We start from the raw sequence: 26,398 nt of genomic DNA, 5'->3' as shown, positions 1-26,398 counted from the left end.
TGTAAAGTTAAGTGAGATTTGATTTTCACTGCTACACCTAATTGACTTTCAATTGTCGCTTTATTGTCTATCACTCGACGTTCACCATCTATTTCCACGCCGAAAGGTTTTTGTTGGTAAATTGAATTGACGGTAACAAATGGTTGGAAAATGACTCCATTAGTGAAAGCAAATTGTGCTTTAGCTTGAACGCCCACTCGGCTTTGTAATTGGCGAGAGCCAAGTAAATTCACTTTACTATTGCCACTATCGGTTAAGCCGCCATTTACACCAAGATAGGTTAATTGTGCCTGTGGTTGTAGGTAAAAACGAATTTGAGTCCCATTCCCCGTTAAGTGTTCTGCTAATAAAGCATTGTAACCTGCTTCAATTGAGGCGGTGATACCTTTTGAAGTAAAGCGTTCTGTACCATCTTCACTATTGACGTTATGACGGAAACGTTGATACTGCATCCAGCTATCAATATACGCACCTGTCTGTTTGTCCTGAAGTTGATGCCAAGTGGCGTAAATGCCCACACCAAAGCCTTTCATACTTCCTGTTGTAACATTGTCTGTATCTGGGTTACGGAAAGTGCTACGTTGTTCTGCTTGTCCCCCCATTAAGCCAACGGAAAGTTGATAGTCTTGATTTTTTAAGGAAAAAACATCGCCACCAAGTTGTATACCTTTACGATTTCCTTCTACTGGCGCGGTTTTACCTTGTACATCTTGGCTTAAGTGACCGCTAATTAAACGCAACCACAAGCCTTTGCGTGGTAAAGTGCGGTCAAAAATATCGCTATATTTGTCATTTAAACGCAAATTGAATAGGGTATTAGCCGCCTGAGCTTGTTGTGCATAAATCGCAATATCATCGCGTTCTTGCACTTTGGTAAAAAAGCCCTCTGGGCGTTGTTGTAAAGAGAGTGTATAAATTCCCTTTTGGTGTTTGCCAGAAAGACGGAATGCGTGTTTATCTGCTGTGCCGTTTACTTTGATAATTTGATGTCCATCTAGGCTTTTTAAATCGTCTATTGGCTTTTCAAAAACAATGTTAGACGTTCCTGTCACATCTTTATCAAAGGTTAAAACAGGTTGAGTTGCTTCTTTTGGATTAAATTTAATTAAAAAGCGAGAGCCGTCACCCTGATAATTTTCATGCACGGTTAATCTTGTATTGGTGCTATTAAAGCGAATATTGGCATTTTGTGTCTCTAAATGATGTACATCAGAGTCAAAACGCGGCTCCCAAAGAGAATCTTGTAAAACCATTTTTAATAACTGAAGGGTGGCACCACGTACTTCACTTTGGTTTTTCACGGTAAGTGTTAAGCCTCTAGTTTCATCTGGAAACTTAAAACGATAGTTGTCAATGGCAAGTATATTAACATCATATACTTTCCCATCAATCACACCCTCTTTAGGACGACTTCTGTTATCTGCCAAATCATAAAGACTATATAGAAAAGTTTGATATAAAATATTCATATATCCTAGATAAGAACCAGAAGGATAGTTCTGTTTTTCTTCAAAAATTCTAGTAAAATGCTTGGCGTATGGCCTATTGAAATCATTATTTTCATGTTCTGGACCGGCAACTCCATATAGATTATCTGCGTTCACCAAACCATTTAAGTTCCATTTCCTCTCGGCGAGAATAACGAAATCACAATGAAAACAGCCTGGCTTAGGCTCCTTTAGATAATCAATAACCTTTTCAGGAATACGGCTCCAAGCTATAGATTTTGGGTTTAACATATCCTCTAATGAATAACTTGGTGAGGAAGCACTCCCATCCAGATAATAGATAACTCCATTATTCTTGAAATACTCTGTAATATACTCAGGCTCATGAATATCAGCAAAGTTATTAGGTTTATCAACATCAGCAAAGCTAAAACGAGGAACAAACAAAACAACTGTAATCAAGAAAAAATTAAGCTTTATTTTTTTGCTGGCTTTGAATTTCATAAATGGATTTTCCTTTGTCAAGTAAAAAAGGTTAATCATTCTAACAAAAAATGAGCAAAAAGATGTGATTCAGTTCGCATTTTTCTATATTTATTTCTTATTTAGAAAAAGGATAACGTTTGCTTTTCTATAAACAAATTAAACCTTGCTTAATTACTATTTTCCCTTACCTATAAGATCTTTTTATCACCCTTTCAAAATCGCCCTCAATCTATCAAGTTGGTTTTGTGTTTTTTCTTGTTTTTGCTCGGTGGTTAGTTTTGGTTTATCGCGTTCCCATAACACATCGTCATTGGGTAATTCAGCTAAAAATCGGCTCGGTTCTGGGCGAACTAATTCACCATATTGACGGCGCTCACGGCATAAGGAAAAAGTGAGTTCTTTTTGTGCTCTTGTGATCCCCACATAAGCCAAGCGGCGTTCTTCTTCCACGTTGTCTTCATCAATACTGGTTTGGTGGGGCAAAATGCCTTCCTCCATACCGATCAAATAAACATAAGGAAATTCCAATCCTTTAGATGCATGTAATGTCATCAGTTGAACTTGATCGCTGTCATCATCGTCTTCGCCTCGCTCTAACATATCACGTAATGTCAGGCGGGTTACCACTTGATTAAGGTTCATCGGTTCATTGGTTTCATCGCCTTTTAACATATCTGCAACCCAGTCAAACAGCGTAGCGACATTCTTACTTTGCATTTCTGCCGCTTTAGGGCTTGTTGCGTATTCGTATAAATATTCTTCATAATGAATCGCGGATAACATTGAACGTACCGCTCGTTCTGGTTCAGAACGTTGAATTTCATCATTAAGTTCCACAATCCAACGGCCAAATTTTTGCAATGAATCATAGGCTTTTGGCGTGATGCGTTGAATAAGTTCAAACTCAAAAATAGCGTCAAACAAACTGATGTGTTTTTCTTGAGCCAACTCCCCAAGTTTTTGTAAGGTGGCGGTGCCAATTTCACGCTTCGGTGTATTCACAATACGCAGGAATGCTGAGTCATCATCTTGATTCACCACCAAGCGCAAATATGCCATCATATCTTTAATTTCTGCACGGGAGAAAAAAGAAGTACCGCCCGAAATTTTGTAAGGAATACGGTTTTGCATCAGTACTTTTTCGAGTAATCGGGATTGATGATTACCTCGATACAAAATCGCATAATCTTTATATTTGGTTTTCCGGCTAAAACGATGGGCGATTAGCTCGGCGACAATCCGCTCGGCTTCGTGTTCTTCATTTTTTGCTTCGATAACAAGCAATTTCTCCCCTTCTCCAATGGTTGAAAAGAGTTTCTTATCAAACACGTGGTCATTGTTATCAATCAAAATATTGGCGCAATGCAAAATGCGTTGGGTTGAACGGTAATTTTGCTCTAGCTTAATCACTTGCAAACGAGAGAAGTCATCACGTAAACGCACCATATTTTCTGGTCGTGCACCACGCCACGAATAAATAGATTGGTCATCATCGCCCACCACGGTAAAACAGGCACGCTCACCCACTAAAAGTTTAATCAGTTCATACTGGCTGGTGTTGGTGTCTTGATATTCATCCACCAACAAATAACGAATTTTTGCCTGCCATTTTGCTCGCACTTCTTCATTTTGCTTGAACAACAACGTCGGCAGCATAATCAAATCATCAAAATCAAGGGCATTGTAAGCTCGAATTTGTGTGGCATAACGCTCATAACATTTTGCGAAAGTTTGATATTTAGCATCACGCGCTAACGCAAACGCCTGTTTTGGCGAAATCAAATCGTTCTTCCAATTAGAAATCACTGAAATTAACTCACGCAATAAATCCTTATCTTCTTTTAACACATCAGCGGTTAGCTCTTTTAACAATGCAAATTGATCATGCTCATCAAACAAAGTCATATTTGATTTAAAGCCCAACGCTTTATATTCACGCTTAATAATGTCAAAACCAAGCGTATGAAAAGTGGAAACGAGCAAGCCTTTGGATTGTTCTTTGCCAATGGAATGGGCCACACGCTCTTTCATCTCACGAGCCGCTTTGTTAGTAAAAGTAACAGCCGCAATTTGTTTCGGAGAATAACCGCACTTTTCAATTAAATGAGCAATTTTATTAATAATGACACGAGTTTTGCCAGAGCCTGCGCCAGCAAGCACAAGACAAGGGCCTGTCACATATTCAACGGCTTGTTGTTGTTGAGGATTGAGTTTCATAAGAATTATTGGGCCCACGCATAGGGCAGTAATACGGTGTCTAATAAAAATGAGAGGAGCAAATCTAAGATTGGCAAACCCCATTGTTGGGCCATTTCAAGATCATAAGCCGCCCCTGCATAGGCGGTATATTTTTCTGTTGGATCGATAAGTTTGACCACAGAACCACAACCAGACAAAACGATAAGTGAGGTAAAAAAAATAAAGATTTTTATCATCGTGCTTTTAACGCATTAAACACTGGCACAGGAACTAGCTCAGCAACATCTCCGCCATGCAAATAAATTTCACGCACAATGGTGGAAGAAACAAACGCCCATTTTTCTGCTGGAGGGAAAAACAGACTATCTACGCCTTTTGTGAGTAAACGATTAAGGGCAGCCAATTGAAGTTCATATTCAAAATCTGTTGTTGTGCGTACGCCGCGAATAATGGCGGAAATATTGTGCTGCTTAATCACATTGGCCAACAAATCAGAAAAGCCAAACACCTCCACATTGGATAAATGCGAAACAGATTGACGAACAAGCTTCACTCTCTCATCCAAAGAAAAGAGTGGCTTTTTACTTGGGCTATTCGCCACCGCCACTAAAACACAAGGAAAAATCACCGCACTTCTTTCAATAATGTCTAAATGACCGTTCGTAATCGGGTCAAAAGTGCCAGGATAAATCACGCTCGTCATACATTGCGCTCCAAATAAGGTTTTAATAAATCTAACAAACGCTGTAATGCCCCTCGGTTTTCCATCAGCACCTCATAGCCAGCATTACCTAAACGTTCGCTCGCCTCTTTTGAATTTAATAAGGCTTCTACCGCACGTTCTAAGGCATCTGCGGTTGAATTAACTTCCAACACACCTTGTACTTCCACCAGCATTCGGAATATCTCAGGGAAATTGAAAGTATGCTTGCCGGTAATCACTGGCATTTTAAACGCAAGAGGTTCAAGCGGATTATGTCCACCATGTTTCACAAGGCTTCCACCCACAAAAGCAATATCAGAAACGCCATACATCAACATAAGTTCGCCCATACTGTCGCCTAAAATCACTTGGGTGTTTTCATTTGGTAACTCATTTGTAGAACGGCGAATAAATTGGAATTTTTCCTTTTTGAGTAAATCAGCCACCACATTAAAACGCTCTGGATGGCGCGGAACGAGCAATAACAATAAATTTGGGTATTTTGCTAACAAAGCGTGGTGAGATTTTAAAATGATTTCATCTTCTCCGTTATGCGTACTGGCGGCAATCCATATTGGGCGATCTTGTTTCCAAAGCGTGCGCAATGAATCGATTTTACGTAATAGTTCATCATTCGTGTTGAGATCATATTTAATATTGCCCGTGATATTCAATTTTTCCTTTGGATACCCCAAACTGGCATAGCGTTTTCCGCTAATATGATCTTGCGCTGCAATCAAGCTAATTTGCGACCACATTGTTTGTAAGCGTGCTTTTATTTTTCCGTAACGATGCGTAGAACGCGCAGATAAACGTGCATTAGCGATGACAAATGGGATATTGCGCAAAAATAATTGATGAATAAGATTAGGCCAAAGTTCTGTTTCCATCACGATACATAATTTAGGTTGTACAAAATTAATAAAACGATGGATCGAAAAAGGTAAATCAAAGGGTAAATAATAATGAAAAACACTATCTCCAAAAGTGGCTTTTACGCGCTCTGAACCTGTGGGGGTAAAAGTCGTAAAAGTAATGGATAAATGCGGATAATCTTGTTGCAATTGGCGAACCAGCGGTATCGCAGCAATCACTTCCCCTACGGAGGCCGCGTGGATAAAGATCCCTTGTGGTGGTGGACAAGGCGCATTGCCATAAAAACCATAACGTTCAGTCAAACGCTGACGATAACGTGGAGATTTAACACTGAGCAAGCCAATAAAACACAATATCAACGGCTGGCAAATTAAAAGCAAGCTCGTATAAAAAAAACGCCACATAAATGAAATTCGGTTATACTTGAAAAAATTTCGGCTAGTATAGCAAAAAAAGGATTGAAAATATGCCTACAATTAGCGTTGCGATGATTGTAAAAAATGAAGCACAGGACCTCGCCAATTGCTTAGACTCCATAAAAGATTGGGTGGATGAAATTATCATTCTAGATTCTGGCAGCACAGATAACACTAAAGAAATTGCGCTCAGTTATGGGGCTAAATTCTATGAAAATAGCCAGTGGCCGGGCTTTGGTAAACAACGCCAATTAGCCCAACAATATGTAACCAGTGATTATGTACTCTGGTTAGATGCAGACGAACGCGTTACACCCAAACTACAACAGGCTATCTTAAGTGCGGTTGAAAATGATCGAGAAAATACCGTTTATGAAATTCCACGAGTGAGTGAAGTATTTGGACGTGAAATTCGCCATTCAGGCTGGTATCCCGATTATGTGGTTCGTCTCTATCGTACAAACTATGCGCAATATAACGGCTCACTTGTACATGAAAAAGTGGAATTTCCAGCTGGGACAAAAGTAGAAAAATTGACAGGTGATTTAGAGCATTTCACTTATAAAAGCATTCATCATTATCTAGTGAAATCAGCGGGTTATGCAAAAGCCTGGGCAGATCAACGCCAAGCTAAAGGAAAAAAAGCGACACTTTGGCAAGGAATCATCCACGCGATCGGTTGTTTTGTGAAGATGTATTTGTTAAAAGCGGGTTTTTTAGATAGCAAACAAGGATTTTTATTAGCGGTGTTATCAGCGCATTCTACCTTTGTAAAATACGCCGATTTATGGGAGCGCGATCAGCATAAACACTAGCGAGTTTTGCAAAGACAATCATTTAAATGATCGTCCACCAATCCCATAGACTGCATAAACGCATAGCACGTGGTTTCGCCAACAAAGACGAAACCACGTTTTTTTAAGGCTTTAGAAAGAGCTTTAGATGCTTCTGTTTTAGCTGGCACAGATCGCAAATCAGGCACATCATTGACGATCGGTTTATGATTCACAAATGACCAAATAAAATCACTGAAATTTTCACCGCACTTTTCCATCTCCAAATAAGCTTTCGCATTTTTGACAATGGCCTCTAACTTGGCTCGATGGCGAATTAATTCTGCATTTTTCATGCAAGCATCAATATCAAGTGCGGTCATTTTTGCAATTTTTTTCGGATCAAATTGATGAAAGGCTGCACGGTAAGATTCACGTTTTTTCAAAACCGTAATCCATGAAAGCCCCGCTTGTTGCCCTTCCAAACAAATTTTTTCAAATAGCTTTTGGCTATCGAATTCAGGCTTTCCCCATTCCTTGTCATGATAATCAATATAAATAGGCTGTTCGCCAACCCAAGGGCATCGAGTCATCATAACATCTCCTTTTTAAGCTGCTCATAAACTGCGACAAAATCTGGCATTACGCCTCGCCATAAATGGAAAGAATGTGCTGCTTGCGCGATCAGCATTCCAAAGCCATCGCTAACATTGGTTAAACCCAAACTTTTGCATAATGCAATAAATGGCGTGTCTGCGCCTTTCGCATATTGCATATCGTAAAAAGCCAAGCCCAATTTTAAAATTTCACCATTAACTGGGGCAGTTCCACCACTTAATCCAGCGGAAGTTGCATTAATCACCAAATCATAAGTTTGTAGCGGAATAGAATCCATTGAGGCCGCTTGAATATTGCCGTAAGGCTGAAATCTTTCGGCTAATTCTTTGGCTTTCGAAAAAGTGCGGTTGGCAAGGAGAATATTTTGTTGAGCTTGTAAAAGTGGTAATAATACACCTTTTGTTGCTCCGCCTGCTCCTAGAATTAATATGCGTTGATTTGGATGAAGCCAATTCAAACGTTGTAAATCCGTTACCAAACCAATCCCATCGGTGTTATCCGCATAAAGTTTTCCATCATCGAGTTTTTTTAGCGTATTGCAGGCTTCCGCCAGTTTTGCTCGTTGGCTATATTCGTCTGCCAGCTGATAAGCTCGTTCTTTAAAAGGCGAAGTAATATTGCAACCTTTCGCGCCCTCATCGAAAAATGTCAAAAGCTGTTGTTCAAAAGCATCAAGATCGCCTAATTTGGCGATGTATTCTATGGCTTGATGCGTTTGCGCGGCTAACTTTTTTTGAATCAATGGCGATTTACTTTGCGCAATCGGATTCCCCCACACAGCATAAAGATCCATAAATTATCCCTGTCTAAAAAGTTGATTTGTGCGCAAGTCTCGAATTTCGGATGGATTGAGCGCCCAGCCAACCATTTCATCCAATACAGGAAAATCTGCACCGAATTGTGACCGCACTTCATCGGCGGTGCGACAAGGTGGCTCACTAGTCAGATTGGCGCTGGTCGAAGTTAATGCAAACCCCGTCAGTTCACATAAGGCTTTTACGGAAGGGTGATCGCACAAACGTACCGCGATGCTATCAAATTTGCCTGTGAGAAAATGCGGGGTGGTCGATTTTGCGGGCACAATCCAAGTAGTTGGACGTTCATATTTACCTTGCAGGCGAGAAAGCTGTTCATCGTTAATCTGCTCAAAATCAACAAAAGGACGGAAAAAATCCAAGCAAGACGCCACTAAAATCAATCCTTTTTCCACTGGGCGTTGCTTCAAATCAAGTAATTTTTTTACCGCACTTTCACTTTGCGGATTACAGCCCAAGCCAAACACAGCTTCAGTGGGATAAGCGACCACTTGATTTTGTCGAAGGGCCTCGGCGATTTGTTCTCTATTCATTTCACTCTTTTACTTTTATTGCTCAAAAATATGACGGCAAGTTTTATTTGCACACTGGAAAATTTGTTTTTCCCCATCTTCGCCTTTTAACAAAGAAAGTGGAAAATGGCAGGTTGGGCAAGGTACGATATAAGGCTTGGCAGGCAAAGAAAATTTACATTTAGGGAAATTATCGCAGCCGTAAAAAATTTTTCCTTGGCGACCTCGACGAGAAATCAAATGTCCAGTTTTACATTCAGGACAAGTAATTTTTTCCTCAGATTCAGATTCTTCCCGCACCACAAAATCACATTCAGGATAATGGCTACAACCAATAAACATCCCAAAATTGCCTTGTTTCAACTGCAATAAATTACTGCACTTCGGACAAATTTCATCAAGTGTTTTTAATACTTTATGCTCCGATCGTTGCAAAGGCCGCAAATAATCACATTCAGGATAAGCAGAGCAACCTAAAAACAGCCCTTTTTTGCCTTGTTTAATTTGCAAAGGCGCACCACATTGAGGGCAATATTCCTGTTGTTTGCTATGATGAAAAAAGCTTTGATTCATAATCTATCCTTATGCTTGAAGCATTTCTTCCAATTCTTCCTGTGCGGTCATCCATTCCATTTCTACATCATCTAATGCTTTCTTCACATCCACTTGCTGTGCCAAAAGTGCGGTCAATTTTTCTTTATTTTCAGCACTATATAATTCGGCATCTGCCAGTTGATTTTCTATGTTCACAAGCTCAGAAGAAAATTTATTCATTTTTTCTTCTAATTGCGTGATTTTTTTACGCAATGGCGCAGTTTGTTGGCGTAACTCTGCTTCACGGCGTTTTTGTTCCTTACGATTTTGAACCGAATTTTCATTATCGCCAACTTTTTCTGAGACTTTATTTTCAGGCGTGCTGTTTTGTTCACTCAGCCATTTTTGATAGTCTTCTAAATCGCCTTTGAATTCTTCCACTTTTTTATCGTGAACCAAGTAAAACTCTTCCACGGTATTGCGCAGTAAATGACGATCGTGAGACACTACCACCAAAGAACCTTCGTAATCCACCAGCGCTTCGGTTAATGCCTGACGCATATCCAAATCCAAATGGTTAGTCGGTTCATCAAGTAATAACAAATTCGGGCGTTGCCAAACAATCAAAGCCAACACTAACCGAGCTTTTTCACCACCAGAAAAGGATTTCACTGCTTGATTTACTTTATCGCCATGGAACGCAAAACTGCCCAAATAATCTCGAACTTGTTGCTCCGTTTGCTCGGGAGCAAGTTTCTGCATATGCCAGAGAGCGGATTCGTCCGCACGTAAGGTATCAAGCTGATGTTGAGCAAAATAACCAAGCTGAACACCTTTTGCCAACTGCACTGTACCTGAAAGTGCGGTCAGTTCTCCTGCTAAAAGTTTAATCAAGGTTGATTTTCCCGCACCATTTTTCCCTAGCAAACCAATCCGCGACCCCGGCACTAAATTCAACTTAATTTTACCTAAAATTTCTACCGCACTTTCTCCACTACCATAGCCCGCACTCGCCTGCTCAATCATCACTAATGGATTCGGCAAGGATTGCGGCGGACGAAATTCAAAAGTAAAAGGATTATCCACATAAGCAGGCGCAATCAGCTCCATTCTTTCTAATGCTTTCATACGGCTTTGAGCCTGTTTGGCTTTGGTAGCTTTGGCTTTAAAGCGATCAATATATTTTTGTAAATGAGAAATCTTTTGTTGTTGCTGACGATACATCGCCGTTTGTTGTGCCAATTTGGTTGCTCGTTGCACTTCAAAGGAAGAATAATCGCCCGTGTATTCGTTGAGCTTCTGATTTTCGATATGGAGGATTTTTGTCACAATCGGGTCGAGAAAATCACGGTCGTGAGAAATTAATACCAAAGTGCCTTGATATTGAACTAACCATCGTTCTAACCAAATAACTGCATCCAAATCCAAATGGTTGGTTGGCTCATCCAGTAATAATAAATCTGACGGACAAAGCAGAGCTTGTGCCAAATTCAAACGCATCCGCCAACCGCCCGAAAAAGCCTTCACTGGCTGGCTTGTTTCTTCTTGGCTAAATCCTAAACCATGCAATAAAGACGCAGCACGAGATTGAATTGTCCACGCATCCAAGGTTTCTAATTGCCCATGAATACGCGCAATGGCGTTACCGTCATTGCGTTCATTTGCCAGATTAAGCTCTTGTTGTAAGCGGCAATATTCACGATCCCCTTGAATCACATAATCAATCGCAGAAATATCCAATGCAGGCGTTTCTTGATTCACCCAAGATACCCGCCAGTTGGATGGATAAGTGACCTCGCCACCCTCTGGCGTTAATTCTTTTTTTAATAGGGCAAAAAGAGACGACTTACCGCAACCATTCTTACCCACCAAGCCGACTTTTTGCTTGGGATTAATCGTAGCAGAAGCATTTTCGAGAAGTTCTGTTTGTCCTCGTTTTAAGGACAGATTACTAAATACAATCATTGTTTAAATACATCTTAATTTAACGCAAATAAACCGTATTCTACAGAATATATAAAACAGAACAAAATTTAGTTAAAAGACATTTTTGTTGATTTTTTAATCAAAACCTATATAATCCCCCACCTTTTATTAAACAATAACGGAGGATATTTTGAAAAAATTTCTATTTACATCTAAACATTTAGCCGTTTCTTTATTATTTACACTGCCACTTTATTCACCTATTGCACATTCTTCCCCTTCTACTACTGGCGAAGGCAATCTTGTCACTGGCACAAATGGTGTCGCAACTGGCTACAATAATACTGTAACGGCTACAAATGGTTTAGCGCAAGGTAATAATTCTGTTGCAACTGGCGATAATAAAAGTCGTGAAGAATTTGAGAAAACAGTAGAAGACAACAAACAAGCTATTGCGGATAAAACAGCGGCAGAAAATGCACTTTCTAAAGTAAAAACAAGCATTGAAGTAAATGAAAAAACACAAAATGATCTTAATAATAAAATTAATGCGCTAACAGATTTAATTAATCGAACTGGCAACAAAACAAATCAAATCAACTCGTTAAATACTGAGTTATCGAATAAAAATAATGAATTAGCTGAATTAAATAAAGCATTAGAAGAAGCCAAACGTAATGCAACAAGTACTTCTGGTACGGGAGATAAAACGATTTGGATAAATTTTAAAGACCAGCTTGCCAAACTTAATTGGAATAAAATAAAGAAAAATAATGATGGGACATTAGATTATAGCGAAGTTGCAAAAGAATTAAAAAGCAAAATTGAAACAGATTATCCAGATTTAATAAAATGGGATATAAATAAGTATGAGGAAATTATTTATGGGTATAAAAATGGCTTCACTGCTTATGAAAATAATAAAAATAGAATTATTGAGGAATTAAAAAAAGATGCTAACAAATACATAGAACAATCACTTTTTGATGACTATGCATATTTTTTTATAAAGAAGCTAACAAACGATTCAGAATTCTTTGCACCAAAAATACAATCGATTCCCTCTATAAAAACAGATGACTTTATGCCATCTATCCATGCTGAAGTTGGTGAGGAACATGGAGATCATAATGATCCTTATTTTACAGCACTAGAAATACATAAAGATAGTAATATTTTATCTAACATAACAAAGAATTACTATAATAGGGGGTATTATACTCGTAACTCAAATAGTGTTGGACAAATATTTTATTTACCACCAATCAAAGAGGGAGAATATGTAAATACTGAAGACACTTCTAATCAGTATTCATTTTATCATTATGTTTCAAAAATATTCTCTTTAAATAATAACTCTAATTTTAATAAAATAGATGTAGATAAATTAAACAATATATTATCTAACTTCTTTGATTTTTATCAAAAAATAGATCGCAATGCTCCTGAAGAAAAATGGTTATTCAATAAAGAAAAATTTATTGCTCAAATTGATAAAGTTGCAGGCTTTGCAGAAAAACTAAAAGCATTTGTCACTTCCTATAATGAGTTATCAGCCTCACCTCAAGATTCAAATAAAGAAATAGAAGTAATCAAACATTACACAGAAATAGTAAGAGAAAAGGATGATATTAAAAATTATTATGGCAGTATTGAATTCGATTTCAAACCAGAAGTCATTGAGTTATGGAATAAATACGCTGATAAAGCTACTGAAAAATTAAGAGAACTATCAAAAAAACTAAAACTCTATGATGAAAAAAATGAAATCATTCAAGGAATAAATTCCAAGGCAGAAGAACTTAAACAAGCCCTAAATAAAGCAAAAAATGATGTAAATAATAAACAAAAGGAAATTGACAATATTACTAAACAAATCGACAACTTAGCGTTAACAGAGGATGAAAAAAACGCTACTAAATTAAAAAATAAAAAAGAAAAAGAACTTGCAGATAAACAAGTTGAAAAAGCCGAGCTTGAAAAAGATAAAGTGAAAAAAGAAGAAGCTCTAAAAGCACTAGAAGAAAAGCTAAAAGAGCTAGATATTGCTAAATTAAAAGGTGAAAACGCTATCGCCTCTGGTACAAATGCCTTTGCGAGTGGAGAAAACGCCATTGCTATTGGTACAAAAAATACAGTAACAGGGAATAATTCCGTGGCAATAGGTTCAAACAACACTGTGCTTTCTAATAATGTAATGGTGTTGGGTAATAATGTTACCGTGAATAAAGGGTTTGATGGCGCAGTTGTATTAGGTGATAAATCTATACCTAGCGAACCGATACCTGTAAAAAACATCACTATTCAGGGCACAACTTATGCGTTTGCTGGTATAACTCCTACATCAACCGTTAGCGTAGGCAATGAAGGTAAAGAACGCCAAATCACCAATGTTGCAGCAGGGAGAATATCAAATATATCGACTGATGCCATTAACGGTTCTCAGCTTTATTCCGTCATAGAAATCTTGAAGAAATTGCAAGCTAACACCCCAAATCCTACTGGTAACACAACAGGTGGCACAACGGGTGGTACAACTGGTGGCTCTGGCACTGCACCATCAATCGGGAACGTCAATATTTCAGGTGATAATAAGAATATTTCAGTAACTGGTGGTACTGGTAGTTTCACAGTAAAACTAAATGACGACATTTCACTAAATAAAGTGAAAACTGGCGATGTGTCTTTTTCTAAAGACGGAATTAATGCTGGTAATAAAATAGTGAGTAATGTGGCTGATGGTAAAGTAACAGAAACATCAAAAAATGCAGTAAATGGTTCGCAGCTTTATAGAGTTAAACAAGAATCAGCTGCTACTAATCAACGCATTGATGCTCTTACACAAAAAGTTAATAAAGATAACAAAATGCTGAAAGCTGGTATTGCAGGAACGGCAGCAATAGCTGGCTTGCCGCAAGTTCGAGGTAATGGCAAAGCAATGGTTTCCGCTGGCGTAGGAAATTTCAAAGGGCAAAATGCTATTGCCGTAGGGTATAGTCGTTCCAGCGATAACGGAAAAGTATTATTCCGTTTAAGTGGTAGCGCCAATACTCAAGGCGATGTAGTGAGCTCCGTTGGCGTAGGCTACGAATGGTAAGCTAAGAAACACAAAAGTGCGGTGAAATTTCACCGCACTTTTTTCATCAAATTAATTTTCGACAAAACACCTTAATAAGCCGTATCAATTGGTAATTCTGCTCGACACCATCCATCAAATCCACCAATAATACTAAACACATTTTCATAGCCTTGTTCCACTAGAAAGGTCGCTACATTTTTACTGCTCACGCCATGATAGCAACTCACAATAATGGGGGAGTCAAAATCGACTAACTCTTCAAATTGCAAAAAACTTTGGTTTGTTAAATGAAAAGCACCTTTAGGATGCGAGTGGGTAAAGCGGGCATCATCGCGAATATCGGCTAACACCGCCCCTTGCTGAACCATTTCCCACGCTTGTTGTGGCGTAATTTCTTTAAATGACATTTATAAACTTCCTTTTGCGTGCTGTTTGTACACACCATCAATCACAACAAGAATCATAGCGAGCACTAAACAAATAAAAAGCGGATAACTTTCGGCGTCAATTTGTTCACCGATAAAAAACGATACGAAAATCATCATAATGGTTTCCACATAGCCAAGTAGGCCAAGCAAATTCATTGGTAGCATATTGCTAGCAATCACATAAGCAATCAATGCCGTGCCGCTAATTAATCCAAGCAATACAAGCAGCCCCCAAATATTAGGATTACTTTGCTCAACCACAGTGAAATCTGTTTGCAAGGCAAAATAAATGCTAATTGGGATTAGGCTCAACATCTCTAAACAAAAAGAAGCGAGATCACTATTTTTTAATGCTTTTCGAACAGAAAAATAGGTGGTATAGCCAACACAAATCACAATAGCTTCCCAAGAAAGCCCACCTTTTAGCACGATATTAGAAATCACCCCCAATGCGGCAATCACGACTGCAATAAATTTGAACGTTGAAATGCGTTCTTTAAAAATTAAGCGACCTGCCGCCACCATCACAATAGGCAAAAGTAAATAACCAAAAGACACACTCAACGAACTGCCATTATTCGGCGCCCAAAGAAAAAGCCACATTTGAAAACCCATTAATAAGCCACAAAACAAATAGGGTAATGCCAAGTGCGGTTGTTTTTTGATGAGTTTTAAGCGATGAATCAATGCATTTTTCTGCTTAAACATAAACACGGAAAGGACAACAAAGGGAAACGTAAAAATCATCCGATAACCAAAAATATCCGTGCCACTCAAAGGTTTCAGCAGCGTAGAAAAATAATACATATAGCCAAATAAAAATGAGGCAAGTAATGAAACGAGAACACCTTTAAACATAAGAAATCCTTATTCTAAACAGCCAATCATTCTATTCTAACATCGCCCAAAATGCACGGATTAAGGATTGTTCGAGATTCCTTTTTTGGGTACAAATAACCAATTCAAAAGACTCAATAGGCTTATCGAGATTAAGTCGGGAAATTTGGTTATTCATTGGGCTATTGTCAATAACCGCATCAGGCAACATCGCTAATCCGAATCCCAATCCAACCATCGGAACAATCCCTTCATGCCCCGCAACGGTGGCATAAATTTTCGGATGTTTAATATGTTTCTCCCGTAGCCATTGCTCAATCCGTTGCCGAGCATGCCCTTCAACAGGGAAAATAAAAGGCATTTGCTGCCAATTAATTGGTTTTTCTTGCAGTAATTGTGTTGCCAAACAAGCCACACGCGGTGCAATTAAAGACAAGCTAATATCATCAATTTTATGAAATACCACACTCGATGGCAGATTATTCGGCTTACCCGCAATAGCGAGGTCAACTTGTTGTGTTTGAATCAACTCTAATGCAAGCGCAGGATCACCCGTCGTCAGCTGAATTTCCACTTTAGGATAACGCTGGCGAAATTCTTTAAGTACGTGCGGAAGATGACTATAAGATGCGGTTACAGAGCAAAAAAGTTTAATTTCACCGCAAAGTTCATCGGATTCATCCTTGAGCTGTTGTTTAAATTGTTGCCAGCTTTGCCATTCTGTTTTAGCAAATTGCAAAAATCTCTCGCCATATTCAGTAAGCTTGACTTGGCGATTATCACGGATAAAAAGCGTTTTCCCTAACTCATCTTCCAACCGTTGAATTTGACGGGAAAGGGTGGAAGGGGACATATGGTTTTGGGTGGCAGTTTTGGCGAAGTTTTGGGTTTCTGATAATTTGATGAATAAGTTGAGATCGTTGAAGTCCATAATGATATCTATTTTATTTGAGTCAGGGTTTCGCCTGACGGCAACTTACTTTCTTTTGCTTGTACAAAAGAAAGTAAGCAAGGAAAAATACACCCCAGTTAAATCGCTGATCTTTGCTTTGTTTCAATTTTTCAGGAAATAAGGCAAAGCAGAGTGTGCTTTCTTTTTGCCTACTTTTACTTTACACAAGCAAAGAAAAAGTAGGTCGCTTATCGAGCGAAATACAATGCTAATTCACAAAAAAACAAAATTCAAAATAATTGCGCAAATCGCAACATTACATTCCCATAATATCACTTTACGCAACAACAAAAAATCCTATAATCAAACCACAACAAAAAAATATGCAAACACAATATCATACAATTATTCACCTTACACAATTAAGGACAACAAAATGGCTAACTATTTCAACACATTAAATTTACGTCAAAAATTAGACCAATTAGGTCGTTGTCGTTTTATGGATCGCGAAGAATTTGCAGATGAAGCAAACTTCTTAAAAGGCAAAAAAATTGTTATCGTGGGCTGTGGTGCGCAAGGTTTAAACCAAGGTTTGAATATGCGTGATTCTGGCTTAGATATTAGTTATGCCTTACGCCCTGAAGCAATTGCAGAAAAACGTGCATCATTCCAACGCGCAACTGAAAATGGTTTTAAAGTTGGTACTTATGAAGAATTAATTCCAACTGCAGATTTAGTCGTAAACTTAACGCCAGATAAACAACATTCTAAAGTAGTTGCTGATGTGATGCCTTTAATGAAAAAAGACTCTGCATTTGGTTATTCACACGGATTCAACATTGTTGAAGTTGGAGAACAAATTCGTAAAGACATTACAGTGGTGATGGTTGCACCAAAATGTCCGGGCACTGAAGTACGTGAAGAATACAAACGTGGTTTCGGCGTACCAACGTTAATCGCGGTTCACCCTGAAAATGACCCGAAAGGCGAAGGCATGGCGATCGCAAAAGCATGGGCTGCTGCAACAGGCGGTCATAAAGCGGGTGTTTTAGAATCTTCATTCGTGGCAGAAGTAAAATCTGACTTAATGGGTGAGCAAACTATCCTTTGCGGTATGTTACAAGCAGGTTCTATCGTATGTTATGACAAATTAGTGGCAGACGGTAAAGATCCAGCATACGCAGGTAAATTAATCCAATACGGTTGGGAAACCATTACCGAAGCGTTAAAACAAGGCGGTATCACATTAATGATGGATCGCCTATCAAACAGCGCAAAATTACGTGCATTTGAACTAGCTGAACAAATCAAAGAAAGCCTTGGTTTCTTATATTACAAACACATGGATGACATCATCAGCGGTCACTTCTCTGCAACAATGATGGCTGACTGGGCAAATGGAGACAAAGACTTATTCGCATGGCGTGAAGCAACAGGTAAAACAGCCTTTGAAAATGCACCAAAATATGATGGCAAAATTAGCGAACAAGAATACTTTGATAATGGCGTATTAATGATCGCAATGGTGAAAGCTGGCGTGGAATTAGCTTTTGAAGCAATGGTTGCAAGCGGTATTTATGAAGAATCAGCTTACTACGAATCACTTCACGAATTACCATTAATTGCGAACACAATCGCACGTAAACGCTTATATGAAATGAACGTAGTAATCTCTGATACTGCAGAATATGGTAACTACTTATTCTCTAACGTAGCGACCCCAATTCTTGCAAAAGAAATTATCCCTAACCTTCAAAAAGGTGACTTGGGCGAGCCTACTCCAGCAGCGGAAATTGATAACATCACCTTGCGCGATGTAAACGATGCAATTCGTAACCACCCTGTTGAATTAATCGGTCAAGAATTACGTGGTTATATGACAGATATGAAACGTATCGCTGTTGCAGGTTAATACTGAATTAGACCAAATTAAAAACCGACTTTGTGAATGTAAAGTCGGTTTTTTTATTTTTAAACCTAAAGTGCGGTGAAAATTCACCGCACTTTTGTTTGTCCCAACTAAATATTCAAAATCTTATAAATTTCAGAATCTTTACGATCTAGATAATGGATGGATTGGATTTTACGAATTGTGCGAGATTTTCCACGAATTAAAATTGTTTCAGTGCTGGCTAAATTGCCCTTTCTAGAGATACCTTTAAGCAAATCGCCATTGGTGATACCTGTTGCGGTAAACACTAGATTGTCATCACGCACAAGATCTTCAAGTTTTAACACTTCATGGATTTTTACGCCTAATGCTTCACAACGCTGAATTTCATCGGCAGCAATTTTTTTATTTTCTTCAGAATCACCTTTTACTTCATTACGAGGAAGTAAACGAGCTTGCATATCGCCACCTAATGCACGAATTGCTGCTGCAGCTGCCACACCTTCTGGTGCACCCCCGATTCCGTAAAGAAGATCGACTTCGGCATCAGGTAAACAACACAATACGGAACCTGCCACATCACCATCAGGAATTGCCATCACTCTCACGCCCAAGTTATGCATTTGTTTTATTACCGCATCATGACGTGGTTTTGCCAATACCATTACGGTGAGATCAGAAAGGGATTTTCCTAGCTTAGATGCGACACGGCGAAGATTTTGTTCTAGAGGTAAAGTTAAATCAATCATGCCTTTAACATCGGGGCCAACCACCAATTTTTCCATATACATATCTGGTGCTTTTAAAAAGGTGTTTCTGCCGCCGGCAGCCAGGACAGAAATAGCATTAGACTGACCCATTGCGGTCATACGCGTGCCATCAATAGGATCAACTGCGATAGAAACCAATTCTCCCATGCCAGAACCGACTTTTTCACCAATATAAAGCATTGGCGCTTCATCAATTTCCCCTTCACCAATAACAATTTCAGCATCCATATGAATTAAGTTCAGCATATAACGCATGGCTTTCACTGCTGCATCGTCAGCTGCATTTTTATCCCCTCGACCAAGCCACATATGAGCCGCTAACGCAGCTGCCTCAGTCACACGTGAAAATTCAATAGCCAATGCACGATTCATCATTATTCTCCTTCTGCTTACTTTTCTAGATCATGGCAAAATGCCTTTATTTTATCACTGCGTAATCGTTTGCATAATAATTTTTTCTACAACGCTTTAAAAAGGCAAATTTACTGGGTAAAATACTCTCAAACTTACCCATATTTAAAAGGAAATCATTATGTCTTTAGAAATTTTGAACCAGCTTGAAGAAAAAATTAAACAAGCGGTAGAAACTATCCAATTACTTCAATTAGAAGTTGAAGAATTAAAAGAGAAAAACGCAGAATCTCACAGAAATATCGAAAGTTTACAAACTGAAAACGAACAACTGAAAAACGAACACCGCAACTGGCAAGAACATATTCGTTCATTGCTTGGCAAATTCGATAACGTTTAATCGTAATAAAAGGCTTAGAAAATCTAAGCCTTTTTATTTTAATCATTTCAAAAATATTCTTTTTACTTTTCCCTCGAATGAGGGAAGAAAAATAAATACAGGATAATCAAATGCACATTTGCATTCTCTCTGGCAGCACTTTAGGTGGCGCAGAATATGTTGCCGAACATTTAAACGATGTTTTAGAAACTCAAGGTTTTTCCACCGCTCTTTTTCACGGACCAAGTTTATCCGACATCGAAAATGAAAAAATTTGGCTTGTTGTGACTTCAACTCATGGTGCGGGCGAGTTTCCAGATAATTTAAAACCTCTATTTGATGAATTAGCTAAAAATCAAAGCGATTTTTCAAATGTTCGCTTTGCGGTTGTTGGATTGGGTAATTCTGATTATGATACTTTTTGCTATGCAGCGGACAAAGTAGAGCAAACTCTCCAAGAAAAAAATGCGGTCAAAATTTGCGAGACTTTAAAAATTGACGTGTTAAACGTGGATGATCAAGAAGGCTATGCTGAAGCATGGTTACCGAGCTTTATTGAGGGATTAAAATGATTGCCTTAATCCAGCGTGTCACCCAAGCGAAAGTTGATGTAAACGGTGAAACAATCGGGAAAATTGGCAAAGGTTTGCTGGTTTTGCTTGGTGTAGAAAAAGAAGATAATCAAGAAAAAGCGGATAAACTTGCTGAAAAAGTGCTTAATTATCGAATTTTCAGTGATGAAAATGACAAAATGAACTTAAATGTTCAACAAGCACAAGGTGAATTACTTATTGTTTCTCAATTTACATTAGCGGCGGATACACAAAAAGGTTTGCGTCCAAGCTTTTCAAAAGGTGCCCCCCCAGCATTGGCTAATGAATTATATGAATACTTTATCCAAAAGTGCGGTGAGAAATTACCTGTTTCAACAGGGCAATTTGCAGCGGATATGCAAGTGAGTTTAACAAACGATGGCCCAGTTACGTTTTGGTTAAACGTATAAATAAGAACGGTTGAGTTAGTAATAAGACAAGATTTTTGGATTTTAGAAAATTAAGCACGCTAAATAGCTTAACTAATGGAATATCTGCGTTAAACGTACATATTCCATTAGTCAACGTCAACTAACAACATAGCACCTAACAACAAGGTTGGTGAGCAAAAAGGCGAACTGAAGCCCTCCATTGCTCCCTCGTCCATAAATGGACGTTTCCTCTCACCAATGGCCACTTTAATAACAAAGGTGAATTATCACCCACTGCCATTATCACTGATTAGGGACAATCGGGAATGTCAGACAACAGCCCGCCAAACCCAATAGGCAAAGTGCACAGCGCAATGCCAAATGGCACAAACATCCATTCTTGCGCCTAAATCTTTTCATTTATAGTCTGTGTTATCAGCTACAAACTCACTGTACAAGAATATGGTATGCCTTTTCCTAGGTTAAAACTGTGATCTAGATCACAAAAATAAAAATGCGGTGAAATTCTTTGAAAAATTTCACCGCACTTTTAAGAATAAATAATTATTGTCGGATTAAAAGGGCAACAGCTTCACAAGCGATCCCTTCTTGTCTTCCTGTAAAGCCTAATTTTTCGGTAGTCGTTGCTTTCACATTGACTTGCTCAATATCACATTGTAGGTCTTCAGCTATTTTGGCACGCATAGCATCAATATGTGGACGCATTTTAGGTGCTTGTGCAATGATAGTGACATCGACATTACCTATTTTATATCCCTTTTCTTGCACTTGACGAAATGCTTCACGCAATAGCCCACGGCTATCAGCATTTTTATATTGCATATCGGTATCAGGGAAAAGCTTTCCAATATCACCTAGAGCGGCGGCGCCCAAGATTGCATCGGTTAAGGCATGTAATGCCACATCGCCATCAGAGTGCGCAATAAACCCTGTATGATAAGGCACTTCTACTCCGCCGATAATTAATGGGCGATTTTCGCCAAACGCATGAACATCAAAACCGTGTCCAATTCTGATCATAATTTATTCCTTGTTAAATAAAATTCTGCTAATGCTAAATCTTCTGGACGAGTCACTTTTAAATTATCGCTACGCCCAGCTACCAAGTGCGGTCGAAATCCTGCGAGTTCCATTGCTGATGCTTCATCCGTTATATTCGCACCTTGTTGAATCCCTGTGGAAAGCGCATTTCTTAATATATCTACTGGGAAAAACTGTGGTGTCATCGCTTGCCAAAGTTGACGACGATCTTCTGTTTTCACAATACATTGTTGATTATCCGCCCGTTTAATCGTATCCGTCGCTGGAATTGCCAAAATAGCACCATGTTCATCTTCAATGGCTAGCAATTTATCAATGTCGGCGTGTTGCAAACAAGGACGAGCAGCATCATGAACAAGCACCCACGCATTTTTTTCCTCAATTGCGTTTAAACCATTTAATACCGATTCGGCACGTGTTGCGCCACCTTCTACTAACTGAATTTTACTAGGGAGTGATAGCTTAGCAATATAAGGATCATCTTTGCTCACCGCCAAAATAATTTTAGAGACAGCAGGATGAGAAAGCATAACATCAAGTGTGTGTTCGAGCAGTGTTTTGCCGAGTAGCGTTAAATATTGTTTCGGTTTATCCGCTTGCATTCGTGAGCCCACGCCAGCTGCTGGCAATACCGCAATAATTGAACGAGTCATTATTTATTCTCTTTCACAATGTGATAAAACACTTCGTTTTCTTTCACCATGCCATGTTGCATTCGCGCACGTTCTTCAATAGCCTCAAAGCCTTTAGTTAGTCCTTGAATCTCCGCATTAATACGCTGGTTGCGCTGAGACAGTTTTTCATTTTCCGCTTGGTTTTCTACAATCTTTGCGGCAGTGTCGCGGTAATCGAAGAAACCATTACGGCCAAACCATAAGTCATATTGAAACAAAGCTAATACGGCAAAAAGAATGAGAATAAGAAGTCGCATAAAAATGTTGGTGATGAATAAAATTGCGGTTAGTTTACCGTGAAAAGGGGGGAAAGGCGATAGGATAAAAAAAGAAAGTGCAGTAAGTTTTACATCTAAATCTCGCGTTAAAAATGTGACGAACATCACAAATTTAATAGAATTACCAAGAAAACGCCCCAAAAAATAAAAAGGCTTGCTATACTCTCCTCGTTTTTACTAACCCTAAATTTAAAAGGAATATAACATGAAAACAACGTTAAAAATGACCGCACTTGCGGCTCTTTCTGCTTTTGTTTTAGCTGGCTGTGGTTCACACCAAATGAAATCAGAAGACCACGCAAAAATGCAATTGCAACAACAAGCGGTGCTTGGCTTAAACTGGATGCAAGATTCTGGCGAATATAAAGCATTAGCTTATCAAGCCTACAATGCGGCAAAAGTTGCATTTGATCACGCAAAAGTGGCAAAAGGTAAGAAAAAAGCGGTTGTGGTTGATTTAGATGAAACCATGTTAGATAACAGCCCTTATGCTGGCTGGCAAGTTCAAAATAACAAACCATTCGATGGTAAAGATTGGACTCGTTGGGTAGACGCGCGTCAATCTCGTGCAGTTCCGGGTGCGGTAGAATTTAATAATTACGTAAACAGCCACAAAGGTAAAATGTTCTACGTAACAAACCGCAAAGATAGCACTGAAAAAGCAGGCACTATCGATGATATGAAACGCTTAGGTTTCAATGGCGTGGAAGAATCTGCATTTTATTTGAAAAAAGACAAATCAGCTAAAGCAGCTCGTTTTGCAGAAATTGAAAAACAAGGCTATGAAATCGTACTTTATGTAGGCGATAACTTAGATGACTTCGGTGATACTGTATATGGCAAATTAAACGCAGATCGTCGTGCATTCGTTGATCAAAACCAAGGTAAATTTGGTAAAACTTTCATCATGTTACCTAACGCAAACTACGGTGGCTGGGAAGGCGGTTTAGCTGATGGGTATTTCAAAAAAGATACACAAGGCAAAATCAAAGCTCGTTTAGATGCAGTACAAGCTTGGGATGGTAAATAATTTTCCATTAAAAAGATCGATTTAATATCGATTCTAAAATTTTAGTTTGGGGGCTAAGCTCAGTTTTTACTGGCTTAGCCCTTTTAGTTTTTTAGATTAACTCAAGTAATCATCATTACTACAGCTTGAAGTTTTGCTATGATGTTGCAAATCTTTCAAAGTAGAAATCAAATTCAATGAAGAAAAATTTTTCAGCAGGAAAATTGCCGTCTAAAGGAAAAAGTGCGATTAATTTTCACCGCACTTTTAAACCAAAATCAAAACCTAAAACGCTGTCGTTGGATGAAACCACAGTTGTGTTATTCAATAAACCTTTTGATGTACTCACGCAATTTACCGACGAACAAGGACGCGCAACCTTAAAAGATTTTATCTCAATTCCAAATGTTTATGCGGCAGGTCGATTAGATAGAGACAGTGAAGGATTACTGATTTTAACTAATAATGGCGAATTACAACATCGTTTGGCCGATCCCAAATTTAAAACAGAAAAAACCTATTGGGTGCAAGTGGAAGGCATCCCTGAAGAAACCGATTTAGCACAACTCAGAAAAGGTGTAGAACTCAAAGATGGCATGACAAAACCCGCTCAAGTGCGGTTAATTTCAGAGCCAAATTTATGGGAACGTAATCCACCTATCAGAGAGAGAAAAAATATTCCCACAAGCTGGTTAGAAATTAAGATTAGTGAAGGGCGCAACCGTCAAGTGCGGAGAATGACTGCGCATATTGGTTTCCCCACTTTACGATTAGTGAGAGTAAGTCAGGGCTCATTATCTATTAATGGATTAGCGAATGGATCATTTAGATTATTATCATTGGATGAAATAAAAGCGTTATTTCATACCGTCAAATTATAAAAATAGGACAAGTATTTAGCTTACCCTAAATTTTTCTCCCATAAAGATTGAGCAGAAAGATACTTAATAAAAAACTAAACTGCTTTCAAACTCTTTCAGAAGATTACTTTCTGCTCGCAATTCATTCCAAATTAATGGGTTACGATCTAAGTATCCGCTTTCAAAATTCAATGTCCAATCATTCAAAGTGCGGTGCGTTTCAAGGGTGAAATTTTTTGCAGTTTCTGTTGCTTGACGGGATTTATTGAGAATAACCGCAAGACGAAGCAATCGCATTAAAACCATCACATCTTGCTCGCTATAACGTGCAAATTTAAAAAATTCAGCAGGTTTAAGCGTGCCGATATGCCAACGCACTAACGCTGTAAGCAAACGTTGCTGTTCGCGATCAAACCCAGGTAGTTCCATATTTTGTAAGATATACGCCGAATGTTTTTGTAAACCTTTGTGATTAATCACAATGCCTACTTCATGCAAGCGCGCTGCCCAAAGCAGGATTTCGCGCATTTCTTCAATAAATTCTGTCGATTGCCAATCTTGATATTGTGCACTGAGTAAATTAGCACTATCTGCAACGCGGTGAGCTTGAGCTTGGTCAATATTGAATTGTTCGCTTAATCCCCAAGCTGTGCGTGCTCGAATATCTGCAACTTGGAAGTTTTTCTCTAGGCTATAAATGACGCCTTCGCGCAATGCGCCGTCAGAATAGCGCATTTGTTGAATATGAAAAACTTCAAACACCGCACTTAAAATCGCTAAACCGGGAACAAAAACATCTACGCGGTCTTGGTTTAAACCGTTAATATTGAGTTCTGTAAAATGCTTAGATTGTAGGGTTTGCTCAATTAGAGCGTTTAATCGCTCGGCTGTAATGGTTCCATTTGGATCAAGATTAGTCGTAATGACTTGTGCAACAGTTTTAATCGTGCCCGATGATCCGAGCACAGATTGCCAACCTAATTTGCGATATTCAAAGCCTAAATCTTCGATTTTATTGACCGCACTTTGACGCGCGCGTTGAAAGTTTTCTGGAGAAATGACACCATCGGTAAAAAATTGAGTCGCAAAACTCACGCACCCCATGTGACGGCTTTCAGCCACAAGTGGCGTGAAATCATCGCCGATGATCATTTCTGTCGAGCCACCACCAATATCCACAACGAGCTTACGACCTTTTTCTGGTTGAGTGTGGCATACGCCAGCGTAGATGGTTTTAGCTTCAGTTTGCCCACTAATAATATTAATGGGATAGGGGAAAACTTTGGCCGCTTGACGTAAAAATTCATCATTATTCACCGCTCTTCGTAACGTATAAGTACCAACCACATTGACATTTTCAACAGGAAATCCTTGTAAACGTTCGGCAAATAAGGCTAAGCAATTTACACCACGCGTGATAGCCTCTTGATTAAGCACCGCATTTTCATCTAAGCCTTCCGCGAGTTTCACTTTTTGTTTTAAGCGAGAAAGTACTTGGATTGAGCCGTTCACAATACGCGCAACAATCATGTGGAAGCTGTTTGACCCGAGATCAATCGCCGCGATTTCACGTACATCGCTGCGGTGCTGGGGTTCTAAAATAGGGTGATTCATA

26 protein-coding genes are annotated in these 26,398 nt (G+C 38.9%); 8 read left to right on the top strand and 18 right to left on the bottom strand.

Features of this window, described 5'->3' with window-relative positions; translation table 11 throughout:
- The 5 genes from HMPREF9096_RS01915 to waaA all read right to left on the bottom strand — a co-directional run.
- Positions 1 to 1,952 (bottom strand): autotransporter outer membrane beta-barrel domain-containing protein (locus HMPREF9096_RS01915; RefSeq protein WP_083817209.1); only part of this gene is annotated, 1,952 nt, incomplete at its 3' end.
- A gap of 186 nt (positions 1,953 to 2,138) precedes the next feature.
- Positions 2,139 to 4,151, bottom strand: a complete 2,013-nt coding sequence (gene rep, locus HMPREF9096_RS01920; protein ID WP_009500722.1) for a DNA helicase Rep — start codon at positions 4,149 to 4,151, stop codon at positions 2,139 to 2,141.
- 5 nt (positions 4,152 to 4,156) lie between these two features.
- Positions 4,157 to 4,369 (bottom strand): YceK/YidQ family lipoprotein, encoded by a 213-nt coding sequence (locus HMPREF9096_RS01925; RefSeq protein WP_009500721.1) that lies wholly within the window; start codon positions 4,367 to 4,369, stop codon positions 4,157 to 4,159.
- Complete coding sequence (gene coaD, locus HMPREF9096_RS01930; protein WP_009500720.1) at positions 4,366 to 4,836, bottom strand: pantetheine-phosphate adenylyltransferase; 471 nt, start codon at positions 4,834 to 4,836, stop codon at positions 4,366 to 4,368. Before coaD ends, HMPREF9096_RS01925 begins: the two co-directional genes overlap by 4 nt.
- Positions 4,833 to 6,116, bottom strand: a complete 1,284-nt coding sequence (gene waaA / locus HMPREF9096_RS01935) for a lipid IV(A) 3-deoxy-D-manno-octulosonic acid transferase (RefSeq protein ID WP_032803554.1) — start codon at positions 6,114 to 6,116, stop codon at positions 4,833 to 4,835. The genes coaD and waaA overlap by 4 nt, the downstream gene beginning before the upstream one ends.
- Before the next feature lie 62 nt (positions 6,117 to 6,178).
- Here waaA and HMPREF9096_RS01940 point away from each other — a divergent pair, with 62 nt between their 5' ends.
- On the top strand, positions 6,179 to 6,943 hold the full coding sequence (locus HMPREF9096_RS01940) for a glycosyltransferase family 2 protein (RefSeq protein WP_009500718.1): 765 nt from the start codon (positions 6,179 to 6,181) through the stop codon (positions 6,941 to 6,943).
- Here HMPREF9096_RS01940 and HMPREF9096_RS01945 read toward each other — a convergent pair.
- Genes HMPREF9096_RS01945 through HMPREF9096_RS01965 form a run of 5 tightly spaced genes read right to left on the bottom strand, consistent with a single transcriptional unit; the run spans position 6,940 to position 11,345 of the window.
- A complete protein-coding gene (locus HMPREF9096_RS01945) occupies positions 6,940 to 7,497 on the bottom strand; it encodes a DNA-3-methyladenine glycosylase I (protein ID WP_009500717.1) in 558 nt (185 codons plus the stop codon). The genes HMPREF9096_RS01940 and HMPREF9096_RS01945 overlap by 4 nt on opposite strands.
- Positions 7,494 to 8,312: a shikimate dehydrogenase gene (aroE, locus tag HMPREF9096_RS01950; RefSeq protein ID WP_009500716.1), complete on the bottom strand. Its 819-nt coding sequence runs from the start codon at positions 8,310 to 8,312 to the stop codon at positions 7,494 to 7,496. Before aroE ends, HMPREF9096_RS01945 begins: the two co-directional genes overlap by 4 nt.
- 3 nt (positions 8,313 to 8,315) lie before the next feature.
- Positions 8,316 to 8,867, bottom strand: a complete 552-nt coding sequence (locus HMPREF9096_RS01955; protein ID WP_009500715.1) for a Sua5/YciO/YrdC/YwlC family protein — start codon at positions 8,865 to 8,867, stop codon at positions 8,316 to 8,318.
- 15 nt (positions 8,868 to 8,882) lie between these two features.
- On the bottom strand, positions 8,883 to 9,419 hold the full coding sequence (locus HMPREF9096_RS01960) for a topoisomerase DNA-binding C4 zinc finger domain-containing protein (RefSeq protein WP_009500714.1): 537 nt from the start codon (positions 9,417 to 9,419) through the stop codon (positions 8,883 to 8,885).
- Between the two features lie 9 nt (positions 9,420 to 9,428).
- Positions 9,429 to 11,345: an ABC transporter ATP-binding protein gene (locus HMPREF9096_RS01965; protein ID WP_009500713.1), complete on the bottom strand. Its 1,917-nt coding sequence runs from the start codon at positions 11,343 to 11,345 to the stop codon at positions 9,429 to 9,431.
- A 151-nt stretch (positions 11,346 to 11,496) separates the two neighbouring features.
- Here HMPREF9096_RS01965 and HMPREF9096_RS01970 point away from each other — a divergent pair, with 151 nt between their 5' ends.
- Positions 11,497 to 14,403 (top strand): YadA-like family protein, encoded by a 2,907-nt coding sequence (locus HMPREF9096_RS01970; RefSeq protein WP_009500712.1) that lies wholly within the window; start codon positions 11,497 to 11,499, stop codon positions 14,401 to 14,403.
- A 71-nt stretch (positions 14,404 to 14,474) separates the two neighbouring features.
- On the opposite strand, the gene glpE is transcribed toward HMPREF9096_RS01970, so the two are convergent.
- Genes glpE through ilvY form a run of 3 tightly spaced genes read right to left on the bottom strand, consistent with a single transcriptional unit; the run spans position 14,475 to position 16,581 of the window.
- Positions 14,475 to 14,792 carry a thiosulfate sulfurtransferase GlpE gene (glpE, locus tag HMPREF9096_RS01975; RefSeq protein ID WP_005638475.1) on the bottom strand — a complete coding sequence of 106 codons (318 nt, stop codon included), beginning with the start codon at positions 14,790 to 14,792 and terminating at the stop codon, positions 14,475 to 14,477.
- A complete protein-coding gene (gene rarD / locus HMPREF9096_RS01980) occupies positions 14,793 to 15,671 on the bottom strand; it encodes an EamA family transporter RarD (protein WP_009500711.1) in 879 nt (292 codons plus the stop codon). It lies immediately after the preceding gene.
- A gap of 31 nt (positions 15,672 to 15,702) precedes the next feature.
- The gene (gene ilvY / locus HMPREF9096_RS01985; RefSeq protein ID WP_009500710.1) at positions 15,703 to 16,581 is read right to left on the bottom strand and encodes an HTH-type transcriptional activator IlvY; all 879 of its coding nucleotides are present in this window, start codon (positions 16,579 to 16,581) and stop codon (positions 15,703 to 15,705) included.
- A gap of 397 nt (positions 16,582 to 16,978) precedes the next feature.
- Here ilvY and ilvC point away from each other — a divergent pair, with 397 nt between their 5' ends.
- Positions 16,979 to 18,457, top strand: coding sequence for a ketol-acid reductoisomerase (gene ilvC / locus HMPREF9096_RS01990; RefSeq protein WP_032803553.1), 1,479 nt, complete (start codon positions 16,979 to 16,981; stop codon positions 18,455 to 18,457).
- 107 nt (positions 18,458 to 18,564) lie between these two features.
- Here ilvC and glpX read toward each other — a convergent pair whose 3' ends face one another.
- The gene (gene glpX / locus HMPREF9096_RS01995; RefSeq protein WP_032803552.1) at positions 18,565 to 19,578 is read right to left on the bottom strand and encodes a class II fructose-bisphosphatase; all 1,014 of its coding nucleotides are present in this window, start codon (positions 19,576 to 19,578) and stop codon (positions 18,565 to 18,567) included.
- 160 nt (positions 19,579 to 19,738) lie between these two features.
- On the opposite strand from glpX, the gene HMPREF9096_RS02000 reads away from it, so the two are divergent.
- The 3 genes from HMPREF9096_RS02000 (at position 19,739) to dtd (ending at position 20,939) form a co-directional block, all read left to right on the top strand.
- On the top strand, positions 19,739 to 19,957 hold the full coding sequence (locus HMPREF9096_RS02000) for a cell division protein ZapB (protein WP_005629924.1): 219 nt from the start codon (positions 19,739 to 19,741) through the stop codon (positions 19,955 to 19,957).
- Positions 19,958 to 20,067: 110 nt separating this feature from the next.
- Positions 20,068 to 20,508 carry an FMN-binding protein MioC gene (gene mioC, locus HMPREF9096_RS02005; protein WP_009500707.1) on the top strand — a complete coding sequence of 147 codons (441 nt, stop codon included), beginning with the start codon at positions 20,068 to 20,070 and terminating at the stop codon, positions 20,506 to 20,508.
- Complete coding sequence (gene dtd, locus HMPREF9096_RS02010; RefSeq protein WP_009500706.1) at positions 20,505 to 20,939, top strand: D-aminoacyl-tRNA deacylase; 435 nt, start codon at positions 20,505 to 20,507, stop codon at positions 20,937 to 20,939. Before mioC ends, dtd begins: the two co-directional genes overlap by 4 nt.
- Positions 20,940 to 21,464: 525 nt before the next feature.
- Here the strand turns inward: dtd and ispF are convergent.
- Genes ispF through ftsB form a run of 3 tightly spaced genes read right to left on the bottom strand, consistent with a single transcriptional unit; the run spans position 21,465 to position 22,893 of the window.
- A complete protein-coding gene (gene ispF, locus HMPREF9096_RS02015) occupies positions 21,465 to 21,941 on the bottom strand; it encodes a 2-C-methyl-D-erythritol 2,4-cyclodiphosphate synthase (RefSeq protein ID WP_009500705.1) in 477 nt (158 codons plus the stop codon).
- Positions 21,938 to 22,615, bottom strand: coding sequence for a 2-C-methyl-D-erythritol 4-phosphate cytidylyltransferase (gene ispD / locus HMPREF9096_RS02020; RefSeq protein WP_009500704.1), 678 nt, complete (start codon positions 22,613 to 22,615; stop codon positions 21,938 to 21,940). The genes ispF and ispD overlap by 4 nt, the downstream gene beginning before the upstream one ends.
- Complete coding sequence (ftsB, locus tag HMPREF9096_RS0108815) at positions 22,615 to 22,893, bottom strand: cell division protein FtsB (RefSeq protein WP_005627159.1); 279 nt, start codon at positions 22,891 to 22,893, stop codon at positions 22,615 to 22,617. The genes ispD and ftsB overlap by 1 nt, the downstream gene beginning before the upstream one ends.
- Positions 22,894 to 23,119: 226 nt before the next feature.
- On the opposite strand from ftsB, the gene hel reads away from it, so the two are divergent.
- Both hel and HMPREF9096_RS02030 read left to right on the top strand, forming a co-directional pair.
- Complete coding sequence (gene hel / locus HMPREF9096_RS02025) at positions 23,120 to 23,944, top strand: lipoprotein e(P4) (RefSeq protein WP_009500702.1); 825 nt, start codon at positions 23,120 to 23,122, stop codon at positions 23,942 to 23,944.
- A gap of 176 nt (positions 23,945 to 24,120) precedes the next feature.
- Complete coding sequence (locus HMPREF9096_RS02030) at positions 24,121 to 24,804, top strand: rRNA large subunit pseudouridine synthase E (RefSeq protein ID WP_009500701.1); 684 nt, start codon at positions 24,121 to 24,123, stop codon at positions 24,802 to 24,804.
- A gap of 63 nt (positions 24,805 to 24,867) precedes the next feature.
- Here the strand turns inward: HMPREF9096_RS02030 and ppx are convergent, their stop codons facing one another.
- The gene (ppx, locus tag HMPREF9096_RS02035) at positions 24,868 to 26,397 is read right to left on the bottom strand and encodes an exopolyphosphatase (protein WP_009500700.1); all 1,530 of its coding nucleotides are present in this window, start codon (positions 26,395 to 26,397) and stop codon (positions 24,868 to 24,870) included.
- Between the last annotated feature and the right edge of the window lies 1 nt (position 26,398).

It is taken from the genome of Haemophilus sp. oral taxon 851 str. F0397, from assembly GCF_000242295.1.
GTDB lineage: Bacteria > Pseudomonadota > Gammaproteobacteria > Enterobacterales > Pasteurellaceae > Haemophilus.
Note: the sequence above shows the minus strand (reverse complement) of the source record. Positions and strands in the feature narration are given on the sequence as shown.